Annotated in this window: 14 protein-coding genes; 2 read left to right on the top strand and 12 right to left on the bottom strand. The window is 51.2% G+C overall.

Annotation, left to right across the window (positions count from 1 at the left end):
• Nucleotides 1-13: 13 nt before the first annotated feature.
• The gene (gene rlmD / locus ACVA53_RS19775) at nt 14-1333 is read right to left on the bottom strand and encodes a 23S rRNA (uracil(1939)-C(5))-methyltransferase RlmD (RefSeq protein ID WP_446506027.1); all 1320 of its coding nucleotides are present in this window, start codon (nt 1331-1333) and stop codon (nt 14-16) included.
• A gap of 153 nt (nt 1334-1486) precedes the next feature.
• Between rlmD and barA the strand changes: the two genes are divergently transcribed.
• Nucleotides 1487-4279, top strand: a complete 2793-nt coding sequence (barA, locus tag ACVA53_RS19770; RefSeq protein WP_446506026.1) for a two-component sensor histidine kinase BarA — start codon at nt 1487-1489, stop codon at nt 4277-4279.
• A 369-nt stretch (nt 4280-4648) separates the two neighbouring features.
• Here the strand turns inward: barA and acpS are convergent, their stop codons facing one another.
• The 11 genes from acpS to rpoE all read right to left on the bottom strand — a co-directional run bounded on the left by acpS (nt 4649) and on the right by rpoE (nt 13745).
• Nucleotides 4649-5029 (bottom strand): holo-ACP synthase, encoded by a 381-nt coding sequence (acpS, locus tag ACVA53_RS19765; RefSeq protein WP_255041113.1) that lies wholly within the window; start codon nt 5027-5029, stop codon nt 4649-4651.
• A complete protein-coding gene (gene pdxJ / locus ACVA53_RS19760; RefSeq protein WP_255041114.1) occupies nt 5029-5760 on the bottom strand; it encodes a pyridoxine 5'-phosphate synthase in 732 nt (243 codons plus the stop codon). Before pdxJ ends, acpS begins: the two co-directional genes overlap by 1 nt.
• Nucleotides 5757-6467 (bottom strand): DNA repair protein RecO, encoded by a 711-nt coding sequence (recO, locus tag ACVA53_RS19755; protein ID WP_255041115.1) that lies wholly within the window; start codon nt 6465-6467, stop codon nt 5757-5759. The genes pdxJ and recO overlap by 4 nt, the downstream gene beginning before the upstream one ends.
• Nucleotides 6468-6475: 8 nt before the next feature.
• Nucleotides 6476-7381: a GTPase Era gene (gene era / locus ACVA53_RS19750; RefSeq protein ID WP_255041116.1), complete on the bottom strand. Its 906-nt coding sequence runs from the start codon at nt 7379-7381 to the stop codon at nt 6476-6478.
• Complete coding sequence (rnc, locus tag ACVA53_RS19745) at nt 7378-8052, bottom strand: ribonuclease III (protein ID WP_255041117.1); 675 nt, start codon at nt 8050-8052, stop codon at nt 7378-7380. The genes era and rnc overlap by 4 nt, the downstream gene beginning before the upstream one ends.
• 10 nt (nt 8053-8062) lie before the next feature.
• The gene (gene lepB, locus ACVA53_RS19740; protein ID WP_446506025.1) at nt 8063-8962 is read right to left on the bottom strand and encodes a signal peptidase I; all 900 of its coding nucleotides are present in this window, start codon (nt 8960-8962) and stop codon (nt 8063-8065) included.
• A 163-nt stretch (nt 8963-9125) separates the two neighbouring features.
• Nucleotides 9126-10922, bottom strand: a complete 1797-nt coding sequence (gene lepA / locus ACVA53_RS19735) for a translation elongation factor 4 (protein ID WP_255041119.1) — start codon at nt 10920-10922, stop codon at nt 9126-9128.
• A gap of 78 nt (nt 10923-11000) precedes the next feature.
• A complete protein-coding gene (locus ACVA53_RS19730) occupies nt 11001-11495 on the bottom strand; it encodes a SoxR reducing system RseC family protein (RefSeq protein WP_446506033.1) in 495 nt (164 codons plus the stop codon).
• Nucleotides 11495-12469: a sigma-E factor regulatory protein RseB gene (gene rseB / locus ACVA53_RS19725; RefSeq protein ID WP_446506024.1), complete on the bottom strand. Its 975-nt coding sequence runs from the start codon at nt 12467-12469 to the stop codon at nt 11495-11497. Before rseB ends, ACVA53_RS19730 begins: the two co-directional genes overlap by 1 nt.
• 14 nt (nt 12470-12483) lie before the next feature.
• A complete protein-coding gene (locus ACVA53_RS19720) occupies nt 12484-13143 on the bottom strand; it encodes an RseA family anti-sigma factor (protein WP_446506023.1) in 660 nt (219 codons plus the stop codon).
• A 23-nt stretch (nt 13144-13166) separates the two neighbouring features.
• Nucleotides 13167-13745, bottom strand: a complete 579-nt coding sequence (gene rpoE, locus ACVA53_RS19715) for an RNA polymerase sigma factor RpoE (RefSeq protein ID WP_255041122.1) — start codon at nt 13743-13745, stop codon at nt 13167-13169.
• A gap of 409 nt (nt 13746-14154) precedes the next feature.
• Between rpoE and nadB the strand changes: the two genes are divergently transcribed.
• Nucleotides 14155-15771, top strand: coding sequence for an L-aspartate oxidase (nadB, locus tag ACVA53_RS19710; protein ID WP_255041123.1), 1617 nt, complete (start codon nt 14155-14157; stop codon nt 15769-15771).
• Nucleotides 15772-15831 lie beyond the last annotated feature (60 nt).

Here is a 15831-nt window from a genome sequence, read left to right as displayed (position 1 = left end):
TAATAATGTGAGCCTATCGCTTTATAAATAATGCCATCGACTCCAAATGCCCGGTATGAGGGAACATATCCATCATACCCAACCGTTCCAACTGATAACCTTGTTTCAGTAGCTCCTGACTGTCTCGTGCCAGCGTTGCTGGATTACAGGAGACATACACCACTCGCTCCGGCCCCAGGTTCACCACGTGCTGCATAACACCAGCCGCACCGGCCCGGGCAGGGTCGAGCAATACCTTACTGAATTTTTCTTTCGCCCACGATTTGGCCGTGACATCCTCTTCCAGGTTCGCCTGATAAAAATCAGCATTAACCTGTTGATTATTTTTTGCATTCTCTGATGCACGATGCACCATCTCGTCGACACCTTCAACACCAACCAGTGCTTTTGCTCGCTTTGCGAGCGGTAAACTGAAATTACCAAGTCCACAGAATAGATCAAGTACCCGGTCATCAGATCCGACAGCCAGCCAGTCGATAGCCTGGGCCACCATTTTCTGGTTCACCTCGCGGTTGACCTGAATAAAATCTTTTGGCGAAAAGGCAAGCTGCTGTCCATCCAGCTCATAATAAGGGACCGGCCCGGAAAGACTATCTAGAGCATCCGAAGTGGCCGCTAGGTATAACATTAGCTGGTGTTGGTCAGCAAACTGACGGAGGGTGGTCATGTCTTTGTCAGAAAAAGGCTGAAGATGACGAATTAGCACCACCCGGCCGTTATCGGCCTCAACCAGTTCAACATGGCCTAGGTGCTTACGCCCTTTCAACCCAGATAACAACGTGCGCAAAGCGGGTAACAGTTCATTCAGTGACTGCGCCAGCACCGGACAGTGCTCGACATCAACAATTTCCTTGCTCTGCTTCTTACGAAAACCAATCTTCAGCTCTCCGCCCTTCGGCATGATGCTGAGGCGCACACAGCGGCGATATTGCCACTCTTCGCTAGTTATCGGGGCTGCCTGTTCAATGTGATCGCCAGTACGGGCAAACTTGCCCATCAGCTCTCCCAGCGACTGCTGCTTGGCGGCAACTTGACCCTGATGGGATAAATGCTGCAAGTTACAACCGCCGCATTGGTCGTAGATAGGACAAGCTGGGGCCACCCGCTCGCGACTGTCACTCAAGCGACGTATCACTTTAGCGCGGGCAAATTGCTTTTTATCGTCCGTCAGCTGGATAATTGCCTTTTCCCCAGGCAATAGCCCCTCGACAAAGACCGGCTTGCGGTCGAGGTGACCAATACCGGCACCAAGGTGGTCGAGACGGCTGATGGTAATTTCTTTATGCTTGGTATCGGTTAATTTTCGTTTCTGAGGCTTGAAAAAGCGTGCCATAGTAATTGGATCCACGGAGCAATTGGTCCAAACTGGTGATTTCAACAACAGTTTGAGATGAGTTGATTGTCGAATAGCCTGACTTTCATTAAGCTAGCGGCCATAGATGGGATAATTGTCCCATAGAATCGCATTCTTGTAATTAAGAGAACCATGACCAAATATGGACTTCGTGCCAGGGTATTCACCCTGACATTAGCACCGACGCTGATTATTGGCCTGCTTTTGAGCACATTTTTTACCATGAGCCGATATCGCGATCTAGAACACCAGCTGATCTCTACCGGTGCTAGCATTATCGAGCCTCTGGCGATCTCTACCGAATATGGCATGGCCGACAAGAACCGCGAACCGGTTCGGCGGTTGATCAGCTACGCCCATCGTAAGCATTCGCAAATCGTGCGCAGCATTGCGGTTTTCAATACCGAAAATGAGCTGTTCGTTACGTCGAATTTCCACCGCAACTTCGAAGCTTTGATGTACCCCGATGATCAGCCGATCCCCATGCTGCTGGAAACCCGGCTCAATGAAAATTCGCTGATCCTACGGGCGCCGATCCTCAAAGAGGGGCAGTTTAGCAACTCGTCTATTCCCGGCTACCAGGACGAAGTCCTTGGCTACATCGCCCTAGAACTCGACTTGAGTGCGCTGCGCCTACAGCAATACCAAGAGGTGTTCACCGCCTTGATGGTGCTGCTATTGGGCCTGACGCTATCATCTTTGTTTGCCTACCGGTTAATGAAGGATGTGACCCGCCCTATTTCACACATGGTAAGCGTGGTTGACCGGATCCGCCGTGGCCACCTTGATGTTCGTATCGAAGGCCAGTTGCTGGGTGAGCTGGATACCCTGAAAAACGGGATCAATGCGATGGCGATTTCATTGTCGGAATACCATATCGAAATGCAACAGAGTATCGACCAGGCCACCTCGGATCTGCGCGAAACCCTAGAGCAATTGGAAATCCAGAACGTAGAATTGGATATCGCCAAGAAGCGGGCACAGGAAGCAGCACGGGTCAAATCCGAGTTCCTGGCCAATATGTCGCACGAATTACGCACCCCGCTTAACGGGGTGATCGGCTTTACCCGCCAGATGCTCAAAACCCGCCTGAGCACCAGCCAACATGATTACCTGCTGACTATCGAGAAGTCGGCCAACAACCTGTTGACTATCATCAACGATATCCTCGATTTCTCTAAGCTTGAAGCCGGTAAGCTGCTGCTGGAAAATATCCCATTCGACTTCACTGAGTCGCTGGATGAAGTCATGAAGCTACTAGCCCCGAGCGCCCACGAAAAAGGGCTTGAGCTAACCCTCAAGGTCGATCACCGCATCCCGAGCGGTATGATTGGTGATCCACTGCGGATCCAGCAGGTACTGACCAACCTTATAGGTAACGCGGTGAAATTTACCGAGCGCGGCAATATCGATGTTTCTGTCGAGCTCAAAACCGATCGCGATGAAAGCCTGGAACTGCAATTTATGGTTCGCGATACTGGGATCGGTATTTCTGAACGCCAGCAGGCACAGTTATTCCAAGCCTTCAGCCAGGCAGATGCCAGTATTTCACGCCGCTATGGCGGTACCGGACTTGGCCTGGTGATCACCCAGAAACTAGTCAGTCATATGGGCGGTGAAGTCAGCTTAACGTCCCGCTTGCACCAAGGCTCAACCTTCTGGTTCAGCCTGCGTCTGAACAAGACCGATCTACCGGTGTCCCAGCCAATCGACACCCATTCGCTGATGAATAAGAAGCTGCTACTGATCGAGCCAAACATGCAGGCAGCTTCGGTGATCCAACAGCGCCTGATCCGTGCGGGTATCCATGTCACGTACCGGTCAAGCATGCCAGACGATGCCGAGCACCACGACTTTACCCTACTCAACCTGTCACCCGGTGAGCAGCCACCACTTGCGACCTTGCTCGATCAGGTCTTCAAGGCCGAGCAACTGAGTGAGAAAGTGATTGTCAGCCTGCCGACCACCGAACTGGCCCTCTCCGAGCGCCTAATCAATGCCGGTGTTACCTCGTGCCTACCTAAGCCTTTGGGACACCGTAAATTATTCGAGTCCTTGGTCTGTGAACCGGATCCGTTCAGCGAGCCAGAGCCACAACCAATCAGCAACGAAGCGCCAAGTATCCAGCCGCTGACGGTCATGGCGGTCGATGATAACCCGGCTAACCTCAAACTGATCTCGGCACTGTTATGCGAACGGGTCGAAACGGTGATCACTGCCAGCGGAGGCCGCAAGGCAGTCGAATATGCCCACCAAAAAGCGTTTGATCTGATCTTCATGGATATCCAAATGCCGGAAATGGATGGAGTCATGGCCTGCCAGGCTATCCATAAAACCGATCTCAACCATGCTACCCCCGTGATTGCGGTTACCGCCCATGCCATGGCCGGTGAACGCGAGCGCCTGATTGAGGCTGGGATGGATGATTACCTGACTAAGCCAATTGAAGAGCGTATCCTGCAGCAAATTCTAGCCAAGTGGACCACGCCGCACGACAAGCCGATTACCGAGCTAGAAACCCCAAGCACCGAGCAAGCTGACACCGAACCAGAAACCGAAAGCAGTGAAACAGCCGCAGCCATCAACACCAATGTCAGCTGGGATTGGGATTTGGCACTGAAACAAGCAGCCGGAAAGGAAGATCTGGCCAAAGACATGCTACAGATGCTGCTCGATTTCATGCCTGAGGTCGAAATGTTGGTCAACGAAGCGATCGATGGCAAAGATATCGAGCTGTGGCCGTCAATCCACAAGCTCCACGGCAGCTGCGCCTATAGTGGCGTACCGCGCCTCAAGAGCCTGTGCCACACTATCGAGACCGAGCTCAAGGCTGGCGCATCTACCGATGATATCGAGCCGGAACTGTTCGAGCTTATCGATGAGATGAACAACGTGGTCAAGGCATCGAAGGCGTATCGGCATTGAGGCTAGAGGCTAGAGGCTAGAGGCTAGAGGAAAAAGTGCAAATGCTGAAGTCGCCCACGACGAATCATACCAACCTACATAAATATTTGATCAGTCTTGCAGGTTAAAATCGCTGTTCTCTGCGTTAGATATTTTGTAATTAGAGCCACTAGTTACTGCAATCTCTGCCTTGATAACAACGATTTTTCCAGTGCAAATACTTGATCAACTACTTATCCAGATTGGTATCAAGCAATATAAAAAATCCCCGAACATCGTTCGGGGATTTTTCTTAACACTCTAGAAAACCAATAACGATTCAACCAAAGCACCGTAGCACAGCTTTTCCCGCCCATCGCCACTGGCCCCGTGCCCCTCGCCAAAATGAAACTAGCTCTCCAATACCACCGTTGCGACGGCGTATTTCTTCTCGTCGGCAATGGTCAAATGAACATGTGCCACCCCCATCGCCTCAGCAAGCTCGGCAGCTTTGCCCGATAACGCCAACAAGGGTTTACCGCGCTCATCATTGGTGACGGTGAAGTCATGGAAGGTCACCCCGCAGGCAATGCCGGTTCCCAGCGCTTTTGACGCCGCTTCCTTGACCGCAAAGCGTTTTGCCAGGTAACGGCCCTGATGCTTGAGCGATTGGAAAACGGCATACTCGCTCGGGGCTAGCAAACGCAAGGCAAAGGCATCACCAGTGCGGGCAAAGGCTTTCTCCACCCGCTCGATATCGGCAATGTCCGTTCCCAGACCAATGATAGCCATTACCGGCGCGCACTCAGCATTTCTTCGCGCATATCAGCAACCGCTTTATCCAAGCCGTCGAATACCGCGCGGCCAATAATAGAATGGCCGATGTTAAGTTCGTACAGTTCAGGTAGGGCAGCAATCGGTTTCACGTTATGGTAAGTCAAGCCATGGCCCGCGTTGACCTTGATACCCTGATCATCGGCGTAGCTTGCCGCTGCAGCGATTTTCTTCAGCTCAGCCTGCTGCTCTTCTTCCGTTTCGGCATCAGCATAGTGGCCGGTGTGCAACTCGATGTAAGGTGCACCACAGGCAACGGCTGCATCAATCTGAGCACGGTCGGCATCAATAAACAGCGAAACCTTAATACCGGCTTGCGTCAACGTCGCTGTCGCCGCTTTGATTTTTTCAAGCTGGCCCGCAACATCCAAGCCGCCTTCGGTGGTCAGCTCTTCACGCTTCTCCGGTACCAGACAAACAAACTCCGGCTTGGTGTCCAGTGCGATCTGAACCATCTCTTCGGTCACTGCCATTTCCAGGTTCATACGGGTCTGGATAGTCTCGCGCAGGATACGGACATCACGATCGGTAATGTGGCGACGATCCTCACGCAAGTGGATGGTTATACCGTCTGCTCCGGCGCGCTCAGCCACCTCGGCCGCATGCACTGGATCTGGGTAACGGGTGCCACGTGCATTACGTAAAGTCGCAATATGGTCAATATTCACGCCGAGTAAGATGTTGTTCATTTTCCGGTACTCCTTCCTCTAGGGATAAACAATTCCCTGCTTTTTAATGGTTTGCCGCCAAGATAAGGCTTTAGGGCGATGCGTGTAAAGCGCTTTGCCGCCCGGAGCTGGTCTGGGGTTTCGAAGCGGCGGGCCGCAACAGCTTTTAGCTGTTCACCGGTAAAGGTCAATTGCCCCATTTTCAGCGAGGCTATGAAGCCCAGCTGTTCACGGTAGTTATAGGTCATGGTGTCATCGACCGGCAGGCCACTGCCCGCGCAGTGGAGAAAGTCGATGCCATAACCCAAATGTTGCAGTAACGCGAGCTCGAAACGCCGCAATGCTGGCTCTGGATTCTCCGCCTGTGCCAGTTCACGCAACACATTCAGGTAATCCAGAAACAACACAGGGTAAGGGGTATTCGTTTCCAGTACGCGAGCTAGCAACTCATTGACGTACATGGCTGAATACAAGATATAACTGCGCATCGGCAGACCGATACTGATTGGCTCGGCATGCGTTAATATGGGCATACTGCCCTTGCCGGACCATTTCATGAACAGAGGAGTGAAGGGCTGGAGTGCCCCTTTGAGGTTAGAGCGCTTGCGGCGCGCTCCTTTTGACAGGAGAGTAAGACGGCCCGAGTCCTCGCTGAAGACGTCGAGGATCAGGCTCGTCTCGCTATAAGGACGAGAATGAAGGACAAAACAACGCTGAAGCCCTTCCATTCGCTACCTTATAGATCGTCAATATAGCCTAGGCTACGCAGGGCACGTTCATCATCTGCCCAACCGGATTTCACTTTCACCCACAGCTCAAGGTACACCTTGCGCTCGAACAGATCTTCCATATCAATACGGGCTTCACGGCCGATGACTTTCATCTTCTCACCGTTTTTACCGATCACCATTTTCTTCTGGCCTTTACGTTCAACCAGAATCAAACCATTGATATCAAAACCGTTAGTACGTGGATTGAAATCGAAACGTTCGATTTCTACCGTTACCGAGTATGGCAGTTCATCACCCAAGAAACGCATAAGTTTCTCACGGATAATTTCTGAAGCCATAAAGCGCTGTGAACGGTCAGTGACATACTCTTCCGGGAAGTAATATTCGCCTTCAGGAATGTGCTCACGTACGATCTTCTCAACGGCATCTACGTTAGTACCGCTTTTCGCTGAAATAGGCACAACATCAACAAAGTCCATCTTCTTAGACAATGCATCTAGATGCGGGAATAACTCGCCTTTTTCTTTAACGTTATCAACTTTGTTGATCAACAGTACTGTTGGTAACTCACTCTTTTTAAGCTTGTTCAGTACCATCTCATCATCGTCAGTCCACATCGTACCGTCGACCAAGAACAGTACCAACTCGACATCAGTCAGCGAGCTGCTGGCCGCACGGTTCATCAAACGGTTGATAGTCCGCTTTTCTTCAATGTGCAGGCCTGGGGTATCAACGTAAACCGCCTGGTAGCCATCGCGGGTATCGACACCCATGATACGGTGGCGCGTGGTTTGCGGTTTACGCGAAGTAATAGAAAGCTTCTGTCCGACAAGACGGTTCAGGAGTGTCGATTTGCCTACATTCGGGCGACCGACAATGGCAATAAAGCCACAGTGTTGCTTATCTGTCATGATTCCAACTGCTTAAGTGCAATTTCTGCCGCTGCCTGCTCTGCCTTGCGCCGACTGCCGCCTTTACCGATAACAGGCTTCTCCAAGCCTGCCACTTCACACTGCACCGTAAACTCTTGGTTATGTGCCTCACCATGCACCTTGGTCACCGTATAGGCTGGCAATGGCTGACGACGCCCTTGCAGGCATTCCTGCAGGCGGGTTTTCGGATCTTTCTGGTTAATGCCCGGCTTGATTGTTTCAAGGCGGGACTGGTACCAGCTCAGCACGATGCCACGGACTTTCTCAATATCGCTATCGAGGTAGATAGCGCCAATGATTGCCTCGACACAGTCAGCCAGAATCGAATCACGGCGGAAACCACCGCTCTTCAACTCGCCAGGACCAAGCAACAAGTGATCACCAAGATCAAACTCGCGGCCTAACTCAGCCAGTGTCTTACCACGTACCAGCGTGGCACGCATGCGGCTCATGTCGCCTTCATCCACTTCAGGGAAGCGGTGGTAGAGATCATCAGCGATCACGAAACTGAGTATCGAGTCACCCAGAAATTCCAGGCGTTCGTTGTGTGTCCCATTGGCACTGCGGTGTGTCAGTGCCAGGGTCATCAAATCAATATTGTTAAATTGGTAGCCCAGCTTACGCTGGAGCCTGTTTGCAGGAGTGGTCATTTTTTCCCGATCAGTTTATGCCACCGATGCGGCTAAAGCGCACACCGGTAGGAATCCAAGATGGAAGTGCACTGTCAGCACCTCGTTCAAACTCAAAGCTGATCCAGATCCCGACCGCCTTGCCCACTAGGTTAGCTTCAGGTACGAAGCCCCAGTAACGGCTATCTGCACTGTTGTCGCGGTTATCACCCATCACGAAATACTGGCCTTCAGGCACAACCCACTCGCTGCTCCCCGGGCGTGGCTGGTAGGCCAACGTACGGTCGCGTTTCAGTGGATGTACCAGGATCTGGTGTTCTTGCTCGCCCAACTGCTCGTTGAACTGCACCAGACGGGTCATACCCTGGCTAAATTCGCTATCGGTCATCTCTGTCAACGGTACCGGCTTGCACTCGTTTGATCCTTTCGTCGCCACACAAATTTGTTTGTGGGCACTGTAACGAACGGTATCGCCCGGTAAGCCAACGACACGCTTGATGTAATCGATGTTCGGCTGAGGCGGGTATTTAAATACCACAATGTCACCACGTTCTGGCTCACCGGTTTCAACCATCTGATGACGGAAAACCGGGTCTTTCAGACCATAGGCGAACTTCTCAACCAGGATGAAATCACCGACTAGCAAGGTCGGCATCATCGAACCGGATGGGATCTGGAACGGCTCATAAATAAATGAGCGAAATACCATAATGAGCGCGATCACCGGAAACATCGAACTGGCAGATTCTACCCAGTTCGGTTGCGGTGCCACGGTCTGTAGAGTTTTAGCATCCACCTGATCGCCGGCATTGGCTGCCGCTGCTTCAATTTTTAATTGGCGCTTCGGCGCCCAGATAAATTTATCCAGAGCCCAAATGATCCCAGTCACCAATGTTGCCAGTACCAGGATAAGCGAAAAAGTATTTGCCATTATCTTCCCTACTTATATCAATTACCAAGTCAGCCATAAATTACAGCTCACTCGATATAACAATGCAGCAAGACGAGCCTGCTGCATTGCTTCTGTTATCAATGTCTTTGCTTATGGTAGCAAGCTGGACACAAAAGCGTCCAGTGATAACAATAAGTTATAATTATTTGTCTTTACCCACATGCAAAATAGCAAGGAAAGCTTCCTGTGGCAGTTCGACGTTACCGATCTGCTTCATTCGCTTCTTACCTTCTTTCTGCTTCTGCAGGAGCTTTTTCTTACGGCTAATATCACCACCGTAACACTTCGCGATTACGTTTTTGCGTAGCTGCTTAACAGTGGCACGAGCAATGATCATGCCGCCAATCGCAGCCTGGATCGCAATATCGAACATCTGGCGAGGAATGAATTCCTTCATTTTATCAACCAAATCACGACCACGACCATTCGCATTGTCTTTGTGCGTAATAATAGCCAGCGCATCAACACGCTCACCATTGATCATCACATCAACACGAACCATGTTAGATGGCTCATAGCGTTGGAAGTTGTAATCAAGCGATGCATAACCGCGAGACGTCGACTTCAAACGGTCGAAGAAGTCCAATACCACTTCAGACATCGGAATGTCATATGTCAGGGCAACCTGGTTACCGTGGTAAACCATATCAACCTGCATACCACGCTTCTCAACACACAAGGTGATCACGTTGCCGAGGTATTCACTTGGTACCAAGATATTACAGCGTGCAATAGGCTCGCCGATCACTTCGATATCGTTAACTGGTGGCAGTTTCGATGGGCTATCAACATAGATCATCGAACCATCAGATTTCTCGACCTCGTAAACTACCGTCGGTGCCGTGGTGATCAGCGCAAGGTTGTATTCACGCTCAAGACGCTCTTGAATGATTTCCATGTGCAGCATACCAAGGAAGCCACAACGGAAACCAAAGCCCAGTGCCGCCGAGCTTTCTGGCTCGTAGAACAAAGAAGCATCGTTCAGGCTTAGCTTGCCAAGTGCATCACGGAAGTTCTCGTAGTCATCGGAAGAGACCGGGAACAAACCTGCGTATACCTGAGGCTTCACTTTTTGGAAACCTGGAAGCGCTTCTTCGCAACCATTTTTCGCCAAAGTCAGGGTATCGCCCACTGGCGCGCCCAGGATATCTTTGATACCACAAACGACCCAGCCTACTTCGCCAGTATTCAACTCTGTGGTATCGATTTGTTTTGGTGTGAAGATGCCGAGACGGTCAACACCCCAAACCTGGTCGGTACTCATTACCTTGATTTTGTCATTTTTCTTCAGTTTACCGTTTTTAATACGGACCAAAGAAACAACACCAAGATAGTTATCGAACCAAGAATCGATGATCAGTGCTTGCAGCGGCGCTTCCGGATCGCCTTCCGGCGCAGGAATGGCTGATACAATATTTTCAAGAACATCATCAACACCTAGGCCTGTTTTCGCCGAACAGCGAGTTGCTTCCAGGGCATCGATACCAACAATGTCTTCAATTTCTTCTGCTACGCGCTCAGGATCGGCCGCCGGTAAGTCAATCTTGTTCAAGATTGGCACTACTTCTAGGTCCATTTCCATCGCTGTATAACAGTTTGCCAGTGTTTGAGCCTCAACCCCCTGACCGGCATCGACAACCAACAGCGCACCTTCACAGGCCGCCAAAGAACGCGATACTTCGTATGAGAAGTCCACGTGTCCCGGGGTGTCGATAAAATTCAACTGGTAGGTTTCACCATCTTTAGCCGTATAGTCGAGCGTCACGCTCTGGGCTTTGATAGTGATACCGCGTTCGCGTTCAAGATCCATGGAATCCAGAACCTGCGCAGCCATTTCACGATCGGAAAGGCCGCCACAGACTTGGATTAGGCGGTCGGATAAGGTCGACTTACCATGGTCGATATGTGCAATAATCGAAAAGTTACGAATGTGCTTCATGAATTGGCGTGACTAACTCGTGATTAAAAATGAATGGGATCTACAGATCAAGTTGACGGATTCTACCGAATTTCGCCGCTAGCCGCTATCTTTCGATGCGCCATTTATTGCTAACGCTGCTGAAACAGGACTTCCGAGTACCTGGATCAGGTGAGGTTTATAGGCTGAGGTCCCCTCTACCCGCATCGCCAATCGGCGTGCCAAACCCAATCCAAGGGCCGCGCTCACTAGTGCCGTCAAGATCACTCCCAGCTCTTCGCCACCTGCCAATGTCACAAACCACCATTGGCCAAGCGCCGTTCCTAGCACTAAGCATAGCAAAGGCAGCACATAAACTAAGGTTGCTGAGTGAAGCATGCTGCGTTCGGACAAGCCGATCTCAACTACATCACCGACCTTGACTGGTTTATCGGTCGCAATTTTGAGCTGATGCTGACGCCCCGGTAACGCCTTGCTGACGATACCAGTACCGCAATTGTCACGAGAGGCACAACTACCGCAACTGGTTTGTTGCTGACAACTAACAGTGATTTCGCCGGGTTTGACGGCGATCACTTCAGCCAGTGAACGCATCACGGGGCTTTGCTCCCAGTCGCGTCAAACACCACCGATTCTGCCACCCGTCGCGCTGTTGCCGGCGGAATATCACCGACCACGGTCACTTCTTTGTCATTGAGCAGATAGCTATGCAGCGTCCTGCGGCCTTGACGCACCAGTTGCTCCCTGACAGTAAAGTTATCGGCTGATGAAATGTAAATCGAGAAACTGAACAAACCATCACTGAACATTTTGCTCTCAACCGGACGCTCGGTCATCATCAACCGGTGTCGATTGCGCGAGATGGATTCAAACCCTTGCGGCAACCAGCTAACCTGCCAATCAAGTTCAGCCTGAGGCTGAGGTGGCAGTTGCACTACGGCTGGCAGCTCGACGGTCTTGAGGTTTTTTAAGACATCTGCGACCTTCGGATTGATGACATAGGATACCGCACGGTATTGCTCCAGCGGCTCACCGTCACGGTCGAGCAAGTCGGCGCGCATCACCAGCTTGCTGCGGGTATCAATCCACAACAGGTAAGAATAGCGGGCACCATCTTTAGGGGCAATCCGTACTACGTCACAGGCAACACCGGCCTCGCGGGCACGGCCCATCGAAATAAAATCGTAGTAGCCAGCCAACTCATTGATGTCGGTTTTCATGATTGGCGGCAGTGGGGCCACCATTTTATTGCTATCGATGGTGAACGGGTCCAACCCCGGCTCGAAGTAGCTCACTTCATCACCACGCTGAATCACCTCACGCGGTGGCCCGCTGAGATAAACCAAATGCGCATAGGTCTCGCCATTTTCCAATGCATGACGATAGCGCAGCGGTTCAATACTGTTTTTCTTGATTAAGATATATGACAACTCATAACTGAGTTTTCGGCTCGCCTCGTCCATTTGATGCAACAAAGCCTCGGCAGAAGAAACCGGTTCTTCAGCAGAGGCTTGGCACGGCATTACGAGGCTGACCAGTGTCAATACACCGACCAGAAGTCTCTTCATTTTTCCGCCATCGATTAATTCACTTCGAGCATCGTACGGTCAATTGATCCGTCTTCAGCATTGAGTCGAAGCTGTAATTCATAATCTTGCAGCATGGCATTGATACGGCGACGTTGTTCCATCACCTGATCTTCGCTCGGGCCAGCATGTCGACTCGAACGTACTGAATCACGAGTCAAACTCACAGGTTCTGCCGTTCCCGCAAACGGGATGGTTTCCAGTACAGGTAACTGTGCTTCTCCAGACGACATGGTTAGTGAGCTATCACCACCATTGTATTGCTGGACACCCACAATCACTGCCAAAGACACGGAAGCGGCGACCGCCACCTGCCCGAACTGGGTAAGCCAAGACGGCATCTTGCGTTTAGCTTGCTGAGGTGTCGGCTGGGATTCTTCAACCCGCACCTCACGCGCCGTTGCAATAGAGACCACAGAGGCTGAATCTGTCTGTACGGTTCCCGTATGAACAGGTTCATCCTCCAGCGCCAGTGCTACCTTAGCCGCAATGTCCCATTCCTTGTTTTGCGGTGCTTCCCCGCGCATCACATCACCTATGAGGTTGAAGTTCTGCCAGGTCTGCTGACTATCGTCATCGACAGCCAATGCATTAATAATGCTCTGATCCAGCTCTTCGCCATCAAGCAATGACGAGATTTTTTCTTTATCAGCCATCTTTTTCACCGTTTGGCCCAACACTATCGCTGTGTAAGAGGTCGAATTCGTTTTTCAACCGCCTCTCGCGCTCGGAATATACGGGAGCGTACTGTACCGACTGGACACCCCATGACCTCTGCAATTTCCTCATAGCTTAAGCCTTCCAGCTCACGCAAGGTGATCGCAGTTTTGAGATCATCCGGTAATCCTTCAATGGTACTGAAAACTACCCGCCTTAATTCATCAGACAACATTTGGTTCTCAGGGTTCGAAATTTCTTTCAGTGCACTACCACTTTCATAATATTCCGCATCCTCCGCATCCACATCCGATGCGGGCGGGCGACGCCCTTGAGCCACCAAATAGTTTTTCGCCGTATTAACAGCGATTCGATACAACCATGTATAAAACGCACTCTCACCCCGAAAAGTCGGCAGTGCCCGGTACGCCTTAATAAATGCTTCCTGAGCGACATCCGGTACATCGCCGGAGTTGCTGACATATCTGGCAACTAAGTTGCAGACTTTATTCTGGTATTTCACTACCAATAAATTGAATGCCTGCTTATCACCACGCTGTACCCGCTCAATTAATACCTGATCAGTTTGCTGCTCGCTCATTCGAGCGTGTACTCCTATATCAAATTCACCCGCATTTTTATCTGTTGTTACGGCTGGGCCCCAAAAACAAACGTTTCTAGTGGGTGCTCCTTGTGCCGAACTCGTCTAGCTATAACGAGTATGCTCAATCAAAACAGTATGATAAAAATGTATGAGCGTGAGCACTATTTAAGACCTAGGGGAACTAGCAAAGTTCCCAAGGAAAATATTATTTCTCAATAATAGTGCGCGATTCTTCCATTGTATTAAAGCAGTATGTCTGCTGTATGCACGCTTTAGTCACGCTGATTTGTGCATTATATCGCTTAAGGCGGGGTATTTGTGAACCATCCGTCAAAAATGAACAAAATGAACAAAATGAAAGGAATTTGGTAATATAACGACATTACCACAGGGATATGAAATCATTATGAACGAAAACCGTGAACATCAATGCGACGTGCTTGTTGTTGGTAGTGGTGCAGCAGGACTATCATTGGCCCTTCGGCTGGCACCCATGGGCAAAGTGATCGTACTGAGCAAAGGACCGCGCAGCGAAGGGGCAACCTTCTATGCCCAAGGGGGGATCGCAGCTGTCTTTGATGAATCAGACAGCGTCGATTCCCACGTCGAAGATACCCAGATAGCAGGGGCCCACTTGTGTGATGAAGACGTTGTCCGCTTCATTGCCGAAAATGCCAAGCACTGTGTCCAATGGCTGATCGATGGCGGGGTACCGTTTGACCGCGAAGAGAGCGACAATGACGAAGCCCCGCGCTATCACCTGACCCGCGAGGGCGGGCACAGCCACCGCCGTATCCTCCATGCCGCCGATGCCACAGGTATGGCTGTGCAAAACTCATTGCAAGACAATGTTCACAACCATCCGAATATCGAGGTACTCGAGCGCCACAATGCGCTGGATCTGATCACCTCCCACAAGCTGGGCAATACCGACCAACCAAACCGCATTCTGGGTGCCTATATATGGAACCGTAACCTTGAAGCGGTAGAAACCGTTCGCGCCAAGTTTGTGGTGCTGGCAACCGGTGGGGCATCGAAGGTTTACCAATATACCTCCAACCCGGATGTCTCCTCCGGTGACGGGATCGCCATGGCATGGCGTGCTGGCTGCCGGGTTGCCAATCTGGAATTCAACCAGTTCCATCCCACTTGCCTGTTCCATCCTGACGCACGCAACTTCCTGCTGACCGAAGCCCTGCGTGGCGAAGGCGCGTATCTGCGCCGCCCTGATGGTTCGCGGTTTATGACCGATTTCGATAAGCGTGGGGAGCTAGCACCGCGTGATGTGGTTGCCCGGGCTATCGACTTTGAAATGAAGCGCCTCGGTGCCGATTGCATGTATTTGGATATCAGTCACAAACCGGCCGAGTTTGTCACCAAGCACTTCCCGACCATATACGAGAAGTTGCTAACGTTTGGCATTGATATTACCAAAGAGCCGATCCCGATTGTCCCGGCCGCCCACTATACTTGTGGCGGCGTGGTGGTCGACAAGCAGGGACAAACTGATCTCGATGGCCTTTATGCTATCGGCGAAGTCAGCTACACCGGCCTGCACGGCGCCAATCGTATGGCTTCCAACTCCCTGCTGGAGTGCGTGGTCTACGCGTGGTCAGCGGCAGAAAGCATTGCCAAGGACATGGACAGCGTCGAGTTACCACCTGCGCTGCCTTCTTGGGATGAAAGCAAGGTCAGCTGCTCTGATGAAGAGGTCGTGATCCAGCATAACTGGCACGAACTGCGCCTGTTTATGTGGGATTACATGGGGATTGTCCGTACCACTAAACGTCTTGAACGCGCGATGCGCCGTATCCAGCTGCTAAAAGACGAAACCGATGAGTACTACAGCAATTTCAAAGTTTCGAACAACCTGCTGGAACTGCGTAACCTGCTCCAAGTTGCTGAACTCATGGTTCGTTGCGCCCTAGAGCGGAAAGAAAGCATCGGCCTGCACTATACCCTCGACTACCCTGAAGCCGTTGACCAGGCCAAGCCAACCGTGCTGATCCCAGACCAGCTGTAGTCGTAAAAGCAATGCCAGAACCCAAAGCGAGGGCCCAATGGCCCTCGCTTTTTTGTTGCC

This window comes from Photobacterium sp. DNB23_23_1 (assembly GCF_052873815.1).
Note: the sequence above shows the minus strand (reverse complement) of the source record. Positions and strands in the feature narration are given on the sequence as shown.